We start from the raw sequence: 16,726 nt of genomic DNA, 5'->3' as shown, positions 1-16,726 counted from the left end.
ACCGTCTTCAATGGGCGATACGGTTGACCGCTTGTCCTGGTGTATCTGATAGCGGTTCAATGCCGGTTTCGCCTCGTTCAGAAGCGTCAGCGGGAGCCAGCACGGCAAACAGAATGCCGATCAGAAGGCCACAACCCGCAAGAAACAGAAACGCGGGAAGAACCGCATCTGTTGTTGCGCGCGGTGTGATGACGTTGCCCGTTCCCGCAATAACAGCGAGGCACAACGGACCGAGAATCTTGCCGATGCCGTTCGCGGCCTGGCCTACTCCGATGGCGCGGGCTGCAAGCCGCGTGGGGAATATTTCCGCCGAATAAGGGCCGATCACGCACCAGCCACCGTCGAAAAATAGAGCACCAACCGCAACCATGGCCACAAACAGCGGGAATCCCGCGACGGTTTGCTGGGCACCCAGCCCGGCGACACCAAGCGAGACCGCGATGCCAAAGCCGAAGATCGCGCAAACCCTCCTACGCGTGATCCACATAGGTAGCAAGGAAAGAAGCAGCCGGCCGGCAATTCCCGCGAGCGCTACGACGATGAAGTATCTTGCAGCTTCTGAAGGCGATATCTTTAGCAGCAACGCGACGATCGTTGGCCCCCAGAGATAGACTCCGTAGCCAGCCGTACTCAGTGCGGCCCACGTCACAATCACCAGTAGTGTGCGACCAGGAAACAGCAATAGCTCGCTGATCCGCCCATTGGGCGCAGGCGCATTTGTAACGCTCGTTGCTGTAGTCATCGTGGGTAGGTCATCGGCATCCATGCCGAGCAAGAGCGCGAATACGTTGCGTGCCTCGCCAAGCCGCCCTTTGCTGATTAGCCACTGTCCTGATTCGGGGACATACAGCGCAGCAAACAACGTCACGAGTAGCGGTGCAAAACCTAGGGCTGCAACGCCTCGCCAGCCGAATGCGTGCAGAAGGGTCGCGGCGGAAATCGAGGCAATCAGCGATCCGACAGAAGCGGCGATGAACGGAAAACCCGTCAACCGCGTGCGATAGCTCGCGGGTGTGTGCTCGACGAGCAGAACCGTCTGTGTCGTCGCCGCGCCTGCAAGCCCGCAGCCGACGAGAAAGCGCAACGCAGCGAACCCCAGCCACGCCCCTTCCGGTAAGAATGCAACTGCGCCTGCACCGAACCCGCAGATCGTTGTACTGATCAACAACACGCGCTTTCGGCCAAACGCATCCGCCAGAGAGCCGCTGAATAGCGAACCCACGATCGCGCCGGCCCCAGCGCTAAGGAGAATCAGCGACGATTCTCCGTAGGTCAGGTGCCATCCTGGACCGAGAACAGCGAGCAGGAAGCCGACGAGATAAAAGTCAAAGAAGTCGAGTGTAAAGCCGAGGCAAAACACGGAGAACGCGCCGAAGTAGCGCTTTGTGGGTCGCGAACTCGCGTATAGATTCAGCAAGTCCCGCCGCTGCGTGAAAGGTTGCATGAGCTGTCTCCATCTGTAATTTAGTCTGTGTAGCGATAACGTCACTGCTAGCGGTTACGGCATGCAGCGCGCCACCTGCTGCTTCCGTCACTGCGCAGTCCAGCCTCCGTCTATCCTCAGACTTGTTCCTGTCACCATCGCTGCAGCGGGCGACGCCAGGTAACAAACGGCCGCGGCGACATCCTCCGCCTGCAACAGCCGCCCCATCGGCAATCGCTCCATGACCCAGCTATGAAACCTGGCGTCCTCGAAAAAAGATTTCGTCATTGGAGTCTCGACGAATGTTGGCGCTACCGTGTTAACGCAGATACGGTACGCGGCGAGCTCCAACGCCATGGCCTTGGTAAGCCCCTCGATCGCATGCTTCGTCATGCAGTACACCGACCGACGGATCGCACCCACATGCCCCATCTGAGACGACATGTTGATAATCGATCCTCTGTCTGTGCTGCTCGCAATCATCTTGCGAGCACATGTCTGCGCTACCGTAAACATTGACCGCACGTTGAGCATCAGCATGGTATCGAGCTGCTCCAAAGTAACGTCAACGAATTCGGTCGGGAAATTCGTTCCCGCGTTGTTCACCAGGACGTCCAGCCGATCCATGCGGTCGACCACCGCAGCAAACGCATCGACATCTGTGACATCGCATACGAGTGCGGAGGCCTGACCGCCGGCGTCGTGGATTTTCCTGACTACCTCGTCAAGTTCGTTCGCACTGCGACTTAGTGCGTAGACCTTGGCGCCACGTTGTGCGAGAGCGCCCGCGATCTCTGCACCGAGCCCTCTTCCGGCTCCCGTCACGAGAGCCGCCAGGCCATCAAGGTCCGAAGACGATTTCTGCGACCGCATCATTGTTCCCGTGGAGGTATCTTCCGCATCTTGCTCTTCCGATGTACCGTTCAAGGAACTACTTGATGGCGAGCGGATTGAGAGGCGAGCCAACTGCTTTTGTAATCGGCAATGGCGGCGCGGTGAACATGAACTCGTACACGCCATCTTTCGCGCAGTCCTCCGCGAGTTCCTTGACGTAGAAAATCTCCCCCATGCTGATCCCAATCATCGGGATCACGACCCAATGCCACGGCTGCGTGCAGTCGTCGGTTTCATTCGGGCGTACTTCACATCCCCATGTGTCAGTGCAGATTGCCGCGATCTGTTTGTCGTGCACCCAGTTCGCCGTCTCGAAGGCGAGACCAGGAGCTGAACCACCGGCGTATCCACCCCAGTCCCCCTCGTGAAGACAACGCTCCATATGACCAGTCCGCACGATCACAAAGTCGCCTCGACGTACGGTCACACCCTGAGCTCGCTGAGTCGCCTCGAGATCCTCGATTGAGATCGCATCGCCGTCCTGCAGCGAATGGACACCAAGATGGCGCGCGACGTCGAGCAACACGCCGCGACCTACCATCTTCGCTTTCGTCTTCTCGATTCCGTTCTTCTGAGCGCCATCGCTATCCACAAGTCGTGCGTCGTAGCCGTTCCACATCTTGTCGTCAAAAAAGATGTGACTAAGGGCGTCCCACTGTGTGCCGCACTGCAGTGGCAGCGACACGGCGTCATCCGCATATCTAAGGCCGCCAGCGTCCTGGTTTCCGGCAACCGCGTCGGTCCCGGTGGCGAGCATCGTGTGGATCGGATTAAAGCGATTGCCCCAGTGCCCCTTCTGGGGACCGTCGCGATCGAAGTTCAAACCGAGGGAGAACACCCTGCCTTTGCGAACAAGCTTCGCAGCGGCCTGAATGTCCTCTTCCGCGACGTAGTTGAGGGTTCCAATTTCATCGTCGGGGCCCCACTTACCCCAATTCCTGCAGCGCTCGGCGGTGCTACGCACGTGGTCCAGAGTGAATTTGTTTGCGTCGTAACGATGTACCATTTCCATCTCCTTGTTTATTATTTGATAAATTATAAGTCGCCGAGTCAAATGTCAAGGGACTCATGTGGCGCCAGCTAATGTTTTTTGCAGAACCTGGGGTACTTCCTGATCCACCATACAGGGCAGAATGCATCGTCCCCCCGGCGTCGCTGCGGCCGCATCATGGAGCCGGACCGGCCGAGCGATACCGGCACCTGGTACGCTCAACCGGTCAGACGCCTCGTCACACCGCTTTACGCCTGGATGAGCTTGTCAGGTGTGATTGGCAGATCGCGTACACGTACTCCGATTGCGTCGAATACAGCATTCGCTACGGCCGCTGCGACGCCCGTCGCGCCGAGTTCACCGATCCCCTTGGCACCGAGCGGACCGGAGTTCGCGTCAAATTCGTCGACAAACGCCACGTCTATGTCAGGCGGGATGTCCGCGTTCACCGGAATGGGGACACCGGCAAGATCTTTTGCAAGCCAACGCCCGAGTGTCGGCTCGTAGTGACTGGCCTCCATGGCGGCCATACCCCATCCCCAGACAATGCCACCAATCATTTGTGATCGGGACGTCATGGCGTTGATGATCCGGCCCGCGCTGTAGACACCCGTTGCCCGGCGAAGTCGCAGCAGTCCCAGCTCGGGATCAACAGCGACTTCCACGAAGACAACCCCGAAAGATCGCGTGGGGAATCCCGGAGAGCCCATATCTACCGGCGCGTTGCCAGGCAAATCAAATGCTCCCTCCGATGCGAGTTCAGCCACGCCAGCTTCGCCCAATATGTCCTGGATGGTGCGCGACGTACTGCCGTAAGCGATACGTCCGCCCTCTAGCGAAACCTGGTCCGCGGGCCAGCCGGCCAGCTTCGCCAGTTTGGACCGGACATCCTGCGCAGCCTTTTGCACTGCGGCACCCGTGCTTATCGTGGTGCTTGAGCCGTAGGTGGGCCCGGCATACGGCAGGTTCGTGTCCCCCGATAGGGCCGTCACGCGCGCCGGGTCCAACCCGAGCACGTCAGCAACGATCTGGGGAAACACCGTGGCAGGCCCCGTGCCAATGTCGCAGAAGCTTGATTCAAGTTGAGCCGTCCCGTCAGCACGTAGCCTCACCTTCGCGGTCGAGTGAAACCGTGCCTGCCCCTGACTGCAGTCCGCCATCCCGCATCCGATCCGCCAGTGACCGTCAAGCGTTCCGCCTTTCGGACGTTCGCGCCACCCGAAGCGTCTTGCACCTTCGTCGTAGGCCTCCCGAAGCTTTTTCGACGACCACGGTTTGCCGCTCTCGGGGTCAAGCTCCGTGTAGTTAGCCAATCGCAGATCGAGAGGATCGACGTTTAACGATCTCGCCAGTTCATCCATGGCCGAGCCAAGTGCCCAAGATCCCGGACCATCCCAAGGTGAACGCATGAAGGTCGGCAAAACGACGTGACCACGGCGGATTCGGTGAGTAGCAGAAACGTTCTCGCAGGCGTAAAAGGACTTTGCGGGTACCGCACCAAATTCCACATAGTCGTCGGTCATACCTGTCACATTCACGGCCTGATGGCTAACACCGAGAAGCCTACCCTGCGCATCCGAACCAAGGTGTACTTCATGGGTCATCTGAGGTTGATAGCCGACCATGCCGTATTGCTGCTGGCGGGTCAGCACCATCTTGACTGGCCGACCCGCGACGCGGGCAGCCATGCTGACCAGGATTTCATGAGGCCATACAAAGGCTTTGGTGCCAAAGCCTCCGCCCGTATGCGGGGCGACGACGCGAACTTTGGAATTATCGATTCCGAATGCTGCCGCCAGCGTGTTCTGCACCGCCGGAAGATGCTGCACAGCATCGTACACAGTCAGCCTCCCACCCTCCCAAACTGCGAGAATGGCGCAAGGCTCCATCGGGTTGCCATGACGAGAGGGTTGCGTATATTCGCCGCCTGCGCGGAACGCCGCACCAGCAATTGCACCAGCGGCGTCACCCTTGTGGAATTCGAGTGCATTCGCTTTCGAATAATTACCCTTCTCTGGAGCAACGTCTGTGGCAGGCGCGGTGTCAGGTACGACAAACGGGCGCCTTTCATAGCGCACGCGTACGACAGCAGCGCCCGCTTCGGCTGCCTGCAGACTCTCTGCCAACACCATGGCGACCGGCTGTCCCTCGTAGACGATGTCGTCCGATTGCATGGGAATGAATCGCGTCGCAAGCGGCGGCACACTGATTTCGTCCAGCTTTCGATGCGCTCGAGGCATGTCGGACGCCCTCAACACTCTGACCACTCCGACTCGTGCCAAGGCGGCGCTCGTCTCTATCGAGACGACACGTCCTGCTGGAATCGTCGCATTGACGAACACCGCATAGAGTTGAGACGGGAGGTTCCGATCGCCCGAATAGAGCGCGGCACCCGTTACCTTGATGGGGCCGTCATGCCGGGGAATGGATTGACCCAGATTGCTCATCATGTCCTCGCTGCCGTATCGATGGTGCGCAATACTGCGTTGCGTGCGATAACAACCTTATAGCCGTTGCGCGAAAGTGGGCGCGCGTCGACCAGACCTGCGTCGACGGCTGCATTGATACCTGCGGAGCCTAGACGCTGACCGACCAATCTGCGCTCAGTTTCGTCCAACCTCCATGGCCGCATCGCCACCGAACCCAGCGCGATCCGCGCGTTCGCGATGACATCACCGTCAAGTTCGAGCGCCACGGCTGTCGACACTGTCGCGTACTCGTAGCTTTCGCGCTCGCGAATCTTCAGGTAGGCGGACTTTGGCCAGGCTCTCGGCAGTTCAACCGCGGTAATCAACTCCCCGCCCGCGAGTCGGTGATGCGCCGCCGGGTTTTCGCCCGGCAGCACGTGGAAATCGCGAGCTGGAATTCGCCGGCCTCCCCCGGGACGGTCTGTTATGAATACCGCATCGAGGGCCGCAAGCGAGACCGCCGGGTCCGATGGCTGTACAGCCACGCAGTCCTCGGTCCAGCCGAAAATGGCGTGCTTCTCGTTGAACCCGTGCAGCGCAGCACAGCCCGAACCCGCAACGCGTTTATTACAGGGTGTCGGCTCATCCGCGCGGAAATATGGGCATCGCACACGTTGTAGCGGATTCCCACCTATCGTCGCCAGATTCCGGATTTGCGCCGATGCAGCCTTCAGTATCGACTGCGAGAGGACAGGATAGTCACGCATGACCTGAGGATGCTGGGCGATATCGTTCAGCTTGCTCAACGCGCCGATGGTCAGCCCGCCAGACGATGTCTCTCGGATCTCCGACAAGCCCTCGATTCGACCGATATCAATGATCTTCGTTGGCCTCTCGATCCCAATGCGCATCCAGTTCAATAGCTCGGTGCCTCCTGCAAGGAACGCTGAGCCGCTGGAATTGGCAAGTGCGAGTGCTTCATCGGTCGATGACACCCGCTCGTATTCAAACGGCTCCATGGGCGCCTCCGTGCATTTCGACCGAAGCCGTCTCGACTGCCTCGGCGATTTGAGGATAGGCCGAACACCGACAGAGGTTTCCGCTCATCCACTCCCGAATTTCCGCATTGGACCGTGTGTGTCCCTCTTCAATGCAGCCGACCGCGGACATGATCTGCCCCGACGTGCAGAACCCACACTGGAAAGCATCGCATTTTATGAAGGCACGCTGCACCGGATGCAACGAATCGCCAGTTGCGAGTCCCTCGACCGTCGTCACGCGGCGGCCCTCCAGTGTGGCCGCTAGAACGAAACAGGAGTTGACTCGTCTTCCGTCCAACATAACCGTACAGGCGCCGCACTCCCCACGGTTGCAACCTTTCTTGGCACCGGTGAGGTGCAGCTGCTCTCGCAGTAGATCGAGCAACGTCACGTCGGAGCGCACTTCTACACGATGCGCAACTCCATTGATCGTGACCGATATGCGAACGATGCTGTTTGCACGCGCAGCGTGAGACCTGCGCTCCGTCGACGTAGGGACGGGTGCAGCCTGGACGCCATTTAACGCCACTGACGTCGCGGCGGCGAGAGTTGACCGGAATAGACCGCGGCGGGTCATCGTAAGGCCGCCCCCGACTTGATGTTCATCGCCGTCGGCCAGATCTGATTTTGCTTCCTGTTCGTCTTTCATATGTATTCCTAAATATCTGCATAACATTACGAACACAAAGCGTGCCTCGATTTCATGGAAGACAGCTACTCAAGAGCGCTTTGAGACACTTTCAAACCGGGGACAGGGTTTATTGTGCGCGCACGACACCGAAGGCTCGATAGCGTTTATGTCATTTTTAAAATGACAATTTGTCATTGATATGGCCGGCGAATTGCTTGTTCCCCGTCTAAGAGCTTCGTACAACCGCGACTTCACGTACGGCTAGAGCGAACTCTCATTCTTTCAAGTCGAAAGAACCAGCGACGACTGACAACTTTACCAAGGTAGAATTTCATTGCGGTAGTTCGCAAATACAAGTCCGTGCGTCCCGCGGCGTCTTTCCAGCGCTTCTACGACACCGGGAATACTCGTGTCGATGTCCAGAAACGCTTCCGGGCCGCCCATTTCAGTGCGGACCCATCCTGGCGCGACCACGTAGAAGGTGCGCGTATCCCCCGCACGCCGCGCGACCAGGGATCGCATCAAGGTATTGAGCGCCGCCTTGCTGCCGCGATATACCTCCCAGCCTCCAGTGGTATTGTCGGCGACACTGCCGAGCTCCGATGACATAACCGCGACCATACCGTCCGGACGCACATATTCGACCATCCGCTCGACGACCCGCATCGGACTCAGGGCATTCGTCACCATGACCCGCACAAACTCTTCCGTCGAAACCTCGCCGATCGTTTCCTGCGGGTCATTGGTCACGCCGGCATTCACAAAGAGCAGATCAAAACTTCTGTCCCCGCAACGCACGCATAGGTCTTCCACTTCGTCCGGCTTCGTAATATCCACGTATTCAATTTCTAGTGCGTCGCTGGCCTTTTGCAATTCGTGCAACGCTGTTTGACCGCTTCCGCGGCGCACAGTGGCAAGCACGTTCCATCCGCGATGCAGATACTCACGCGAAAGTCCCAGTCCCAACCCGCGGGACGCGCCAATAATCAGAACAGTTGGTTTCTCAGACATGACATAACTCTCCTAGGGGAATTTAACTAGCCGGTCTCGCGTTACGAGTGGGATGTCCGGCCTGCAACGCCGGAACAGCCGTACAGTCGGACGGATTCGATCAGACGGTTTCAGCCATACGCTGGATCATCCCGCGCACGACCGTTTCCAGCGGAACACTGCCTTTGACCGTACTTGCCGGGCATTCGAATTCGATCCACCCTTCGTTGAAGCCGTCCAACATCTGGATACGCGGCAACGGATTTTTCATTCCATGCGACGCGAACAGACCTTCCCACGTATCCCGAGCCACAGGCTCCATCCGAACATCCCTACCCAGTAACCGGGAGAACACTTCAGCGACTTCGTTCGGCGTCGTCCGACGCGGTCCCTCGAGTTCTATGATCCGGTGATCGGTCCAATTTTGGCGGAGCAGGCTCGCCGCCATCCGACCTACATCGGCGGTTGCTACCATAGGAACAGGCCTGTCTAACGGATAAAGGAAACTGGGAATTACGCCAGACGCAAGCGCCGGCTCCAGGTCGAAGGCGGTGTTTTCCATGAACCATCCCGCGCGAAGGCACGCGACTGGCATTGGCAGCAAGCCGAATGTTCGCTCCATCATTCCTGATTGCTGCAGCAAGCTGGGCTGCGTTGCCTGGGCACCGATAGTGGACAGGCAAACTACACGCTTGGGCATTGATACGGCCAGCGCGTCGCTCACTGCGGCGATTGTGGTCCTCGCCTCTGGAAACCCGGGTGCCGGATCGAAATTCGGAGGTAGCAAAATGAAGACTGCTTCCGCCCCGTCAAAGGCACGCGCCAAGGCGACTGCGTCGTTCATTTCAGCTGCTGCCACCTCGCATCCCTGGTTTGCCCAGTCCTCTCCTTTTACTGGATCACGAACGACTCCACGCACTTCCAGGCCCGCAGCAAGCAGAACACGTGCAACGACACCTCCTACTTGCCCGGTAATTCCAGTAACCGCAAACATCTGCCCCTCCTGATTCGCATCGTTCGATGGGGCAATTTTGTGCGCCGACACGTCTTTTCGCGATAACATCAGTGTCATTTGATATATGCTGCGGGGGCATTGATGGCCGGCTTCGACGAACGAATTCTGAACGGGATGGGTGTTCTGTCCGCGATAGTCGACACCGGCAGTTTCGCTGCTGCGGGTGACATGCTCGACATGTCTCAGTCGGGTGTCAGCCGCTGCATAGCACGGCTTGAAACGCGCCTAGGGGTCCGTCTCCTGGACCGCACGACGCGTTCTGTCACACTGACGGATGAGGGCCGCCGCCTTTACGAGCAAGTGATACCACTGCTTGCGGCGCTTGAAGAGGCCGCGACGTCCGCTACCGAGGGAGCGACAGCGGTACGCGGTCGCCTGAGGGTCAATGTCGATCCATTTTTTTCCCGCCTGCTCCTTGCCCCGAAGTTAGGGTCATTTATCGATCAGTATCCGGAGCTCCGACTGGAATTGGTCACAAGGGATCAGCTCGGCGATATGATCGCCGACGGCTTTGACCTAGCGGTCCGATTTGGTGAACCGCGACCTTCCAGTCTTGTGGCACGAAAGCTCCTCGATACGCGCATCCTGACCGTTGCAGCGCCCGCCTATCTCAAGCGCAAGGGCCGCCCCGAGCAACCCTCCGAGCTCGAAAATGACGCTCACCAATGCATAAGGTTCCGGGATCCCGAAACAGGGCGACCCTTCGACTGGGAATTTCACCGCGGGCGCAAGAAAATTTCCATTGAGGTGGCTGGGCGACTCACTGTCAACGATGTCGGCACAATGCATAGCGTCTGCGTGGCCGGGCACGCCATTGCTCAGGTGATGGAGCTCGGTGTAGAACAACTACTCGCGGATGGCCGGCTCGTGGAGCTGTTCCCCGACTGGCCCGACGATCGATTCCCACTTTACGCACTCTATCCGTCCCGCCATCATGTTCCGGCAAAGGTGCGCATGTTTCTCGATTTCATTGTGTCGCTCAGCGCAGCCCCAGAAAAGATGCTCGATAGGCGAACCAAGGCTAGCCGTCCCTAACGGCCAAGTCGCTCACTATCTTTTGGCTCAAAAGGTGGTCGCGTGTAGATGAGCGGTTCACCCGTCCTCCCGTGACCCTGCACTGACGAGTTTGGATCTCCCGGCTGCTAAAAAAACCGGCGCATTTCCGAGACTTTAACGACACACGTCCCCTATCGCGGTAGACAGTAGCGTCCGGCTCCCAGCTAAACCGTCGTCCGTCGCGACCTCAAGACGTAGCGGGGACGTCGTAACCCCAGCCCGTCTCCCAACGACGCGGATACATGCCGAGCATTTTGCCAGCCGCACTGGCCGCAGAAATTTGCCGCGCCGCGTTTCGGTAGCGCGATTCACTTCAGCCTGTCAGTTTCCCGGCGATTCGTTCATGACAATCCGGCATCGATTAAATGACTGCGATGCTATTTCAGTTTCATCTCCTTTTGTCCACAATCCATTCCACACCATACGTTCTTCTCTTAACCCAAACCGAAGGAGATTTGCCATGAACTTCCGCCAACTCACCCTGGTCGTCGCAACTGCCCTCGTCTTTCCAATCGCGAGCCATGCCCAGGAAACCGCTTCCACTGTAACCCGTGCCCAGGTCCGCGCCGAACTCGTTCAGCTTGAAAAGGCCGGCTGCACGCCTGGCCGCGCCAACGATCCCCACTACCCGGACGACATTCAAGCCGCTGAGGCCAAGATTAGCGCACAGCGCAACACCGATGCCAACGTCGAAACCAGTTTCGGCGGCGTACAGGACAGCCGCACGGAATCGGGCAGCCGCACTGTCGTTAAAGGGCTCGGTTCAATTTATGCGCATCGCTGAGCCACATGCCGTCCGGCGCGAAAGTATCTACACTCTGCCTCGCCGGACGGGCGGCTTTCAGGCTGGACTTTCGTCCGCCCGAACTATATGTAGTAAATCGCCCGCACGCTTTACTACGTACCAAATGCCGCATGCGCAGCCCTGCTACTGTCACAAGTCTTGAATCCACTCGTGATCTTTAATGACATTGCGTCATATCACTTCTGACGTGACGGATATTCATTTACCAAGTCGTCCAACTTAAGCTCCAAGAAACTTCATCGGAAGGCAGCGATGCGTCGAATCAACGCTCTGCCAAGTTATTCGCCATCAACCAATTGTTTGGATACCAGATTGGGCGGTCTATTCGCCTGACAGGTTTAATACCGTTTAAAGGACTAAGTCAAATGTACGCGATTACAGGAATTACAGGAAAAGTCGGCGGTGTCGTCGCCCGAACGCTTTTGAAGGCAGGACTGCCTGTTCGTGCCGTTGTCCGAGACATCGCAAAGGGTCAGCCATGGGCAGAGCTCGGTTGCGAAATCGCTCTTGCGGAAATCGGCGACGCCGAGGCACTTACGAAGGCTTTTGACGGTGCAGACGGCGTGTTCTTGATGACACCTCCAAACTACGATCCCCAACCTGGCTTCCCGGAAACACAGGCTAACGCTGTTGCAGTCAAGAAAGCGCTGGAGACTGCGCGGCCAAAACAGGTAGTATTCCTTTCGACAGTTGGTGCGCACATCGCCGAACCGAACCTGCTCAATAACTCCAAGATGACCGAGGAGATGCTTCGCACCCTGGACCTCCCGGTGTGCATGCTCCGTGCGGCCTGGTTCATGGAAAACGCGGCGTGGGATGTAGATGCGGCGCGCACCGGGGCAATTCATTGCTTCCTGCAACCGCAAGACCATCCAATACCGATGGTGGCTGCTGATGAGATAGGAAGCAACGCCGCAGAAATCCTTCGTGACGAATGGACCGGCGTGCGAATTGTCGAACTGGAGGGGCCTGCGCGCTATAGCGCAAACGACATCGCGTCCGGGTTCAGCGCCGCCCTCGGCCGTCCTGTGCGCGTGGTCCCGGTGCCGCGCGATACATGGGAAACACTGTTCCGGTCCCAAGGCATGCAATATCCAATACCCCGTATTCGGATGATCGATGGATTCAACGAGGGTTGGATTGACTTCCAGGGCGGTATTGGCATTGAGCACCGCAAAGGCCAAATTCCTCTCGATGATGTCCTGAAGGCGCTTGTCGCGTAACTGGGCAAAGATACGTCGACAGAAAATCGGTTTCTGTCTCCCGCTACCTATCCGCCCGAACAAATGACAAGATGGCATTGATGAGATGAGAGTCGCGATATTGTTGGCTCGGAGGAGTCCTCGGAAAATCGACCCGTTGATTAGTTAATCGGACGGCTGGGGGTTGAGCAAAACGTAGTCAACGCCCAGCCGCAAATCAGGGGGTTACAGTGGCGACAGATCTATCAATTGAGGAATCGCACGGTTCCTCAACTCACCGCATCGGCTTTGCGATGACTGCGCTTATGGCGCTCGCATGCGGACTTATCGCAGCCAGCAGTTACCTCGCACAACCTCTTATCGTCTTCATCGGGCCCAAGGTCGGACTGCCGCTTTGGGGCGCAAGTCTGGTCATGACACTCAGCCAGGCCGGCTACTGCGTCGGACTAGTCCTTCTCGCCCCACTCGGCGATCTCCTGGAAAATCGACGACTCGTTTTGTTGACGCTTTCCGGACTCTGCGTCGCGTTGACTGTGATGGCTGGCGCTACCAATGTTGTTTTGCTCCTGGTGGCCGCGTTTTCTCTTGGTGTCGGAACCACCGCCGTACAGATGCTTATCCCTTTGGCGGCGCACATGACTGACGATGCGTCCCGAGGTCGAGTAGTTGGCAAGATCACTGGCGGATTACTCGCAGGCATCATGCTTGCGCGACCTATCGCGAGTGTCGCTGAAAACGTCGTGGGGTGGCGGGGTCTATATATTCTCGACGCCGTCATTCTTGTCGCGCTCACGTTTCTTCTCAGTCGCCAGCTTCCAGTTAGGCAACCGGACGCAAAGCACGACTACAAGGCGTTGATCGGATCTTTACGTTCGCTAGCGCGAACGCACCGAGCCCTACGGCAACTCTCGGCGGCCCAGGCATGCCTATTCGCGGCATTTAGCCTCTTTTGGGGTACTGCGCCAATCATCCTCATGCACCGATTCGGGTTCAACTCGACGGCAGTGGCATTGTTCGCGCTCGTCGGCGCGGCCGGCGCATTGTCGGCACCTGTCGCTGGCTACGCAGCCGACCATGGGTTCGAACGGATTGGTCGCAAGGGTGCGATTTCGCTTGTCGTCTGCGGGTTCGCGGTGGCGGGGACCCTGGATTCGGTGGCAGGATGGGTCATAGGAACGCTGATGATCGACGCAGGTGTGCAGGCATCCCACGTCATTTCACAGCGAACCATACTAGCGCTGGACCAATCAGCCAGCAGTCGCCTGAACAGTCTGTACATTGCCATCTTCTTCCTTGGCGGTGCCTTGGGCTCTGCTCTGGTCTCGCCCCTGCTGCTGACCAATTGGCGATGCACCGCAGTGGCAGGAGCGCTGATTGCCTCCTTGGCCGCGGTATTTTTTCCAGGCAAGATGCAATGATCAGCGCGGCTAGCAGTCAGGCCAAGGGGCGCGTCGAGCGCGTGAACCACTACCACACGCACTTTCCGCGATCCAGACGAACGCCTATGGATCGGCGCGGCTTCGCCGATCGACAAACTTGTGCAGGGCGAGTGCCCAGCCAACTAACTCCCTGTCCGCCCCCGGCTTCCCGACCAGTTGCACACCGACCGGCAGGCCATCCTCGCTCAACGCAGTGGGCAAATGGATGCACGGCCAGCCCAGCAGGGACCACGCTTTATTGAAGGCCGCGGTTCCAGTCGATTCGAGCCCTCTGGGAGCCGGACCCAAAGCGCTCGACGTCAGGACGACGTCCGCATCGCCGAAGTAGTCCGCCCAACATAAACGCTGCGTGTTTTGCCACGCCTTCATCTCGCGATAAGTCTGCGCCGGCATCTCCAGTCCTTGGTCGATAGCCTCACGCAACGGCCGGCTCAGTTGCGCTGCGTGCTCCGAGGCCACCGGTAAGAGGCTGCGCGCCAGTTCGTAACGCATGATCACCGAATGCGCTTCGAGAAATCTGGCTGGGTCGGTTAATTCAGGGACCGGTTCGATCGTCGACAGATCGCGAAGCGCACTCCTCGCATCTTCGAGAGCGGCCTGTGCAGCGTGTTCCAGCACATGTCCGGGATTGCCCGGCAAAAAACCGATCTTTACCGTCCGCATATGTTCGGTTGAGTACAGCGGAGGTGGAGCATCGGGGAGCATGACTTCCGCGACCCGCGCCACGTCAGCCACATCGGCGCAGTACCAGCCGATCACATCCAGCGACTCGCACATTATCTTCATACCGTCGCGACCGAGCGCCCCGAAACTCGGTTTGAAGCCGACGACACCGCAAAACGCAGCCGGCCGGATCATCGATCCGCCAGTTTGCGTGCCCAATGCCATTGGCACCATGCCTGCCGCTACGGCAGCGGCCGAGCCGCTCGATGAGCCTCCCGGCGTATGTTGGCGGTTTGCCGGATTGCGCGTGGGTCCCGGCGTCATATAAGCGAATTCGGCCGTCGCCGTCTTGCCGATCGGCACCGCTCCGGCTCGCCGTAACAAGGCGACGCAGGATGCATCGAATTGGGAGGGCGAAGTGTTGCAGGCCTCGGAACCGCATCGCGTCGGCATGCCGGCCACGTCGATGATGTCCTTCACGCCGAATGGAACCCCCGCCAGCGGACCGGATGCGGTCCGCGCGGACGCGTCAATGAGGTCGCTCGCAGACGCGACATGCGACCAAGCGTTCAACTCTCGTTCTCGCCGTGCAATGACCGAAAGCGCACGGCGTGCTGCATCGAGTGAATCGTCCACCCCCGTTTGCACTCGACGGGAAATCTCGACGACGGAATAGGCATCGGTTGCCATTTTCATTCCGGGATCGTCAATAGTTGGCCGCGCTGCACTTTCCTCAACTCCGCCCTGCCGCGCTAAAAGGATGTTCCTGCAACCAGTGATTCGCGATATCGATGCGGCGGCACATCCACACATCCTCCCGCCGCGCGAGGCTGTCGAGCAAACGCTCGAGTCCCGCGGCACGGCCAGGATGACCGATCAAACGCATGTGCAGCCCGATAGACATCATCTTCGGCGCTCGAGCGCCTTCGCGGCACAGCATCTCGACCGCGTCGTTGACGAACATGTAGAAGTCCTCCCCGGTCGCCATCGCGCCGCGCGCGAACTTGACGTCGTTATTTGTCAGGCTATACGGAATCACCAGATGCGGCTGCTGTTGCACCGTCGTCCAGTACGGGAGCTCGTCGTTGTACGCGTCAGAATCGTAAATGAATCCACCATGCTCAACCAGCAACTTGCGAGTATGAACGGTCGGCGCATAACGGCAATACCAACCCGCTGGTGGCCGTCCCGTGGAGTGGGTAATAGATTCGAAGGCACGCCGGATTTCCTCCGCTTCCTGCTCTTCAGTGAGATCTTGCGCCCTCACCCAGCGCCGACCGTGACTGCACACGTCCATGTCGCCATCGCGGATTACCTGCGCGAATTCCGGATTGCGCTCCAGCGCCTGCGCGCAGGCGAACGCGGTGGCAGGCAAACTGCGCTCCTCAAGCAGGCGCAGTACGCGCCAGATACCCACCCGGCTGCCATACTCGAACATCGACTCGGCAGCGAGATCGCGGCCCTCGAAGCCGCCCGCCCCTCCTTCGCCCAGGCCACTTTCAGAGTGGCCGTCGCCATCAGAGAAGGACGCTTCCGCGCCTTCCTCATAGTTGATGACTATATTGACTGCGAGTCGGGCGTCGTTGGCCCACCGGGGGTGGGGCGGCCGGCGTCCATAGCCGGTGAAGTTCCGTTCCAGGTGATCATATTTGCCGTCCATTGCGTGCTCCTGCTCTATAGCGCGACCATAACAGGCTCGGCCAGTCTCGTTACGACGGTGTCATCGCTGCGGCCGCTGTCCGCCATGATCACCGCTACCTCATTGACGTCGTCGAGCGACGTAAACGCGAAGTGCCAGACCGAGCGTCGATAGCACACGCCCTGGCCGCCGTCACTGGTAAAAGCGGAGAGCGTGGCGAGGTCGGGAAGGCCGTCTTCGCCGGGTAGTGCAACCGCGATCAGGTATGGAACCTCGCGCATCGGAATGAAGGTCTGATGGGAGTGCGGATGGCATTCCATCGTATCGATGGTGATAGACCGAGTGCGGCTCGGCTGCAAGCGGTTAATCCACAGACGCGGCGTAGTGCCAGCGTCGAGTCCGGCAAACGGCATTGAAAAATCGCGCCGTCGCTTTTCGGTCTTGTTTTCGAGAACTTCGCCATAGACCTCGAACGCGTTCGCGCTTAATGGCTTTACATCGATGTACGGTGCTGCGCCTGCCGTCGTCAT

The 16,726-nt window shown here is 58.8% G+C and carries 15 protein-coding genes; 4 read left to right on the top strand and 11 right to left on the bottom strand.

Annotated elements, in window-relative coordinates; all coding sequences use genetic code 11:
• Window positions 1-7: 7 nt before the first annotated feature.
• From P0D73_RS32355 to P0D73_RS32320, 8 genes are all read right to left on the bottom strand, one after another.
• On the bottom strand, window positions 8-1,444 hold the full coding sequence (locus tag P0D73_RS32355; RefSeq protein ID WP_408179604.1) for an MFS transporter: 1,437 nt from the start codon (window positions 1,442-1,444) through the stop codon (window positions 8-10).
• A gap of 87 nt (window positions 1,445-1,531) precedes the next feature.
• The gene (locus P0D73_RS32350; RefSeq protein WP_408289226.1) at window positions 1,532-2,350 is read right to left on the bottom strand and encodes an SDR family NAD(P)-dependent oxidoreductase; all 819 of its coding nucleotides are present in this window, start codon (window positions 2,348-2,350) and stop codon (window positions 1,532-1,534) included.
• 4 nt (window positions 2,351-2,354) lie between these two features.
• The gene (locus tag P0D73_RS32345) at window positions 2,355-3,323 is read right to left on the bottom strand and encodes a cyclase family protein (protein ID WP_408317485.1); all 969 of its coding nucleotides are present in this window, start codon (window positions 3,321-3,323) and stop codon (window positions 2,355-2,357) included.
• Between the two features lie 233 nt (window positions 3,324-3,556).
• Window positions 3,557-5,758 (bottom strand): xanthine dehydrogenase family protein molybdopterin-binding subunit, encoded by a 2,202-nt coding sequence (locus tag P0D73_RS32340; RefSeq protein ID WP_408317483.1) that lies wholly within the window; start codon window positions 5,756-5,758, stop codon window positions 3,557-3,559.
• Window positions 5,755-6,735: an FAD binding domain-containing protein gene (locus P0D73_RS32335; RefSeq protein ID WP_408317481.1), complete on the bottom strand. Its 981-nt coding sequence runs from the start codon at window positions 6,733-6,735 to the stop codon at window positions 5,755-5,757. The genes P0D73_RS32340 and P0D73_RS32335 overlap by 4 nt, the downstream gene beginning before the upstream one ends.
• Window positions 6,722-7,405 carry a (2Fe-2S)-binding protein gene (locus P0D73_RS32330; RefSeq protein WP_408317479.1) on the bottom strand — a complete coding sequence of 228 codons (684 nt, stop codon included), beginning with the start codon at window positions 7,403-7,405 and terminating at the stop codon, window positions 6,722-6,724. The genes P0D73_RS32335 and P0D73_RS32330 overlap by 14 nt, the downstream gene beginning before the upstream one ends.
• 297 nt (window positions 7,406-7,702) lie before the next feature.
• Complete coding sequence (locus tag P0D73_RS32325) at window positions 7,703-8,398, bottom strand: SDR family NAD(P)-dependent oxidoreductase (RefSeq protein ID WP_408317477.1); 696 nt, start codon at window positions 8,396-8,398, stop codon at window positions 7,703-7,705.
• Between the two features lie 100 nt (window positions 8,399-8,498).
• Window positions 8,499-9,371: an NmrA family NAD(P)-binding protein gene (locus tag P0D73_RS32320; RefSeq protein ID WP_408179674.1), complete on the bottom strand. Its 873-nt coding sequence runs from the start codon at window positions 9,369-9,371 to the stop codon at window positions 8,499-8,501.
• A gap of 102 nt (window positions 9,372-9,473) precedes the next feature.
• Between P0D73_RS32320 and P0D73_RS32315 the strand changes: the two genes are divergently transcribed.
• From P0D73_RS32315 to P0D73_RS32300, 4 genes are all read left to right on the top strand, one after another.
• Window positions 9,474-10,427 (top strand): LysR family transcriptional regulator, encoded by a 954-nt coding sequence (locus tag P0D73_RS32315; protein WP_408179596.1) that lies wholly within the window; start codon window positions 9,474-9,476, stop codon window positions 10,425-10,427.
• Window positions 10,428-10,908: 481 nt separating this feature from the next.
• Complete coding sequence (locus P0D73_RS32310) at window positions 10,909-11,232, top strand: DUF4148 domain-containing protein (protein WP_408434524.1); 324 nt, start codon at window positions 10,909-10,911, stop codon at window positions 11,230-11,232.
• Window positions 11,233-11,618: 386 nt separating this feature from the next.
• Window positions 11,619-12,476, top strand: a complete 858-nt coding sequence (locus P0D73_RS32305) for an NmrA family NAD(P)-binding protein (RefSeq protein ID WP_408179594.1) — start codon at window positions 11,619-11,621, stop codon at window positions 12,474-12,476.
• 209 nt (window positions 12,477-12,685) lie between these two features.
• On the top strand, window positions 12,686-13,873 hold the full coding sequence (locus P0D73_RS32300; protein ID WP_408317474.1) for an MFS transporter: 1,188 nt from the start codon (window positions 12,686-12,688) through the stop codon (window positions 13,871-13,873).
• An 84-nt stretch (window positions 13,874-13,957) separates the two neighbouring features.
• Here P0D73_RS32300 and P0D73_RS32295 read toward each other — a convergent pair whose 3' ends face one another.
• The 3 genes from P0D73_RS32295 to P0D73_RS32285 are packed head-to-tail and all read right to left on the bottom strand — an operon-like array spanning window position 13,958 to window position 16,726.
• Window positions 13,958-15,370 (bottom strand): amidase, encoded by a 1,413-nt coding sequence (locus P0D73_RS32295; RefSeq protein ID WP_408434521.1) that lies wholly within the window; start codon window positions 15,368-15,370, stop codon window positions 13,958-13,960.
• Window positions 15,291-16,217, bottom strand: a complete 927-nt coding sequence (locus P0D73_RS32290; RefSeq protein WP_408434518.1) for a polysaccharide deacetylase family protein — start codon at window positions 16,215-16,217, stop codon at window positions 15,291-15,293. The genes P0D73_RS32295 and P0D73_RS32290 overlap by 80 nt, the downstream gene beginning before the upstream one ends.
• Before the next feature lie 14 nt (window positions 16,218-16,231).
• Complete coding sequence (locus P0D73_RS32285; protein WP_408317472.1) at window positions 16,232-16,726, bottom strand: ureidoglycolate lyase; 495 nt, start codon at window positions 16,724-16,726, stop codon at window positions 16,232-16,234.

The sequence above is a fragment of the Paraburkholderia sp. RL18-101-BIB-B genome, assembly GCF_046026985.1.
Taxonomy (GTDB): domain Bacteria; phylum Pseudomonadota; class Gammaproteobacteria; order Burkholderiales; family Burkholderiaceae; genus Paraburkholderia.
The sequence above is the reverse complement of the archived record's forward strand: the minus strand, read 5'-3'. Positions and strand labels throughout refer to the sequence as shown.

Excerpts from the sequence above, each read along its gene's own strand:
- P0D73_RS32355 (WP_408179604.1), bottom strand. The coding sequence starts at position 1,444 with ATGCAACCTTTCACGCAGCGGCGGGACTTGCTGAATCTATACGCGAGT.
- P0D73_RS32345 (WP_408317485.1), bottom strand. The coding sequence starts at position 3,323 with ATGGTACATCGTTACGACGCAAACAAATTCACTCTGGACCACGTGCGT.
- P0D73_RS32340 (WP_408317483.1), bottom strand. The coding sequence starts at position 5,758 with ATGATGAGCAATCTGGGTCAATCCATTCCCCGGCATGACGGCCCCATC.
- P0D73_RS32335 (WP_408317481.1), bottom strand. The coding sequence starts at position 6,735 with ATGGAGCCGTTTGAATACGAGCGGGTGTCATCGACCGATGAAGCACTC.
- P0D73_RS32330 (WP_408317479.1), bottom strand. The coding sequence starts at position 7,405 with ATGAAAGACGAACAGGAAGCAAAATCAGATCTGGCCGACGGCGATGAA.
- P0D73_RS32325 (WP_408317477.1), bottom strand. The coding sequence starts at position 8,398 with ATGTCTGAGAAACCAACTGTTCTGATTATTGGCGCGTCCCGCGGGTTG.
- P0D73_RS32320 (WP_408179674.1), bottom strand. The coding sequence starts at position 9,371 with ATGTTTGCGGTTACTGGAATTACCGGGCAAGTAGGAGGTGTCGTTGCA.
- P0D73_RS32315 (WP_408179596.1), top strand. The coding sequence starts at position 9,474 with ATGGCCGGCTTCGACGAACGAATTCTGAACGGGATGGGTGTTCTGTCC.
- P0D73_RS32310 (WP_408434524.1), top strand. The coding sequence starts at position 10,909 with ATGAACTTCCGCCAACTCACCCTGGTCGTCGCAACTGCCCTCGTCTTT.
- P0D73_RS32305 (WP_408179594.1), top strand. The coding sequence starts at position 11,619 with ATGTACGCGATTACAGGAATTACAGGAAAAGTCGGCGGTGTCGTCGCC.
- P0D73_RS32295 (WP_408434521.1), bottom strand. The coding sequence starts at position 15,370 with ATGTGTGGATGTGCCGCCGCATCGATATCGCGAATCACTGGTTGCAGG.
- P0D73_RS32290 (WP_408434518.1), bottom strand. The coding sequence starts at position 16,217 with ATGGACGGCAAATATGATCACCTGGAACGGAACTTCACCGGCTATGGA.
- P0D73_RS32285 (WP_408317472.1), bottom strand. The coding sequence starts at position 16,726 with ATGACGACGGCAGGCGCAGCACCGTACATCGATGTAAAGCCATTAAGC.